The 2,181-nt window shown below is 45.3% G+C and carries 1 protein-coding gene; it reads left to right on the forward strand.

Going from position 1 to position 2,181, the window contains the following annotated elements:
- Positions 1-2,181: filamentous hemagglutinin N-terminal domain-containing protein (locus AC805_RS15915; protein WP_055076330.1), on the forward strand; the 2,181-nt coding region annotated here is incomplete at both ends.

Here is a 2,181-nt window from a genome sequence, read left to right on the forward strand (position 1 = left end):
CAGTCCAGACAATCTCAACTTTACGATTACCAATGGCAATCAGCCCAATAATGGAGCAAATTTATTCCATAGTTTTAGTCAATTCTCAGTACCGACGGGAGGTTCGGCAACTTTCAATCTAGTAAACACACCGAATATTACGACGATTTTTAGTCGGGTAACGGGAGGAAGTGTTTCCAATATTGATGGCTTAATTCAGACCATTAATAACAATAATCCTGTGAGTTTGTTTTTGCTCAATCCCAATGGAATTATTTTTGGTTCCAATGCCAGATTAAATATTGGCGGATCCTTTGTTGGTACGACAGCAAATAGTATCAAATTTGTGGATGGGGTGGAATTTATTGCTAGCGACAGCACTTCTAATCCGCTGCTGACAGTCGCATCGCCAATTGGTTTAAATATGGGAAGCAATTCGGGAAATATCACCGTACAGGGAAATGGGGGTAACTCTAAGTTAAATGGCGCATCATCCGTTTCCAATCTGACTAATCTAAATTTAAGCGGTTTACAGGTTCAATCTGGTCAAACACTGGCTTTAGTTGGTGGAAATCTCTCTCTGGATGGGGGTGTGATTTCCGCTTTAGGTGGGCGAATTGAATTGGGAAGTGTCACGGGAGGCAGCGTTAAGATCGATGCAACGTCGCAAGGATTGACATTCGCATATCCCAATGCCACTAGTTTTGGCAATATTCAGATGAGTCAACGCGCCTTAGTAGCATCTCGTGGCACTAGTCCTGGTTCAATTCAAATGCAGGGGAAACAGGTTAATCTCAGTGGTGGTTCGATCGCAGTTGTCCAAAACATCGGCAATCAAAAGGCAGGCGATATTACGATCAATGCCACAGAATCCTTACAAGTAATTGGGATGTCTTCAGATTTTCTCAGTTCTAGTGGTGTGGTGAATGAAACTACGGCTGCTGGAGGAGTGGGCAATATTTTTATTACTACCCCCCAACTGATGATTGATAAAGGGGCAATCGTGATGGATCGCACCTTCAGTAATGCCCAAGGTGGCAATATAAACGTTAAAGCGAAGGAAGTAGGCGTAGGTGGGACTCAACCTGGTAATCCTGCTCTTAATCCGATATTTGGGGTGCTGATCGCTGCTACCTTTGGCGCTGGTCAGGGTGGAGATTTATCTCTATCTACTGATAAACTGACTATTTTTGGCGGTGGGAATGTTGGCACGAGAACCTTTAGTAAGGGGACTGGTGGCAATGTCAATGTCATTGCTGATAGCGTGATGGTGTCGAGTTTGGATGCCCTGCCTAATAATTCGACAATCATTAGCCTCCTATCCGCAAATACTTTTAGTTCTGGTCATGCAGGAAATCTTCAGCTCGATACGCGCACATTATCAATTCAAGATGGTGGACTGGTTTCAGTCTCTACGGTGAGTACTGGAAGTGCGGGTAATCTCACGATCGATGCGTCTGAGTCAATCGATGTCAGTGGAGTGAAAGATAGCCAAAACCCAAGTTACATAGGTGCGGTGGCGCGTACATTTGTATTGACTAACAATCCGAATTCCCATGCCGATTCAGGCAATATCACAATTAATACGCCAACTTTAATAGTTCGCAATGGAGGAACTGTGATTGCGGAGAATCAGGTTCTTGGGGACGCTGGTATGCTTTCAATTAATGCGAATACCATCCAACTCGATAATGGTCGTCTCTCTGCTTCCACCAAAGTTGGTGAAGGTGGCAATATTAACCTGCAAGTTCGCGATCTCCTATTGATGCGTCATGGTAGTCTCATCAGCGCTGAAGCGGGGGGATCGGGCAATGGCGGCAATATTAGTATTAATTCCCCTGTGATTTTAGGAATAGAGAACAGTGACATTATTGCGAATGCGATACGTGGAGCAGGTGGGAATATCAATATCACTACGCAGGGTCTATTTGGATTGAAATTTCGTCCGCAATTGACCTCAGAAAATGACATCACAGCAAGTTCGCAATTTGGATTGAGTGGCACGGTGAATATCAGTAACCTCGCTTTTACCCCGACCGCTGGATTGATTCAACTGCCCAGCAATATCGACGATCCGAGCCAGCGCATTGCCCAAGGTTGTCGAACCTATGGCAATAGTCGCTTTGTCTCCACAGGTCGTGGGGGATTACCCGAAGATCCCAGCGATCGCCGTAGTGGCGATCGTCCTTGGACAGATACCCG

This window comes from Pseudanabaena sp. 'Roaring Creek' (genome assembly GCF_001402795.1).
GTDB lineage: Bacteria > Cyanobacteriota > Cyanobacteriia > Pseudanabaenales > Pseudanabaenaceae > Pseudanabaena.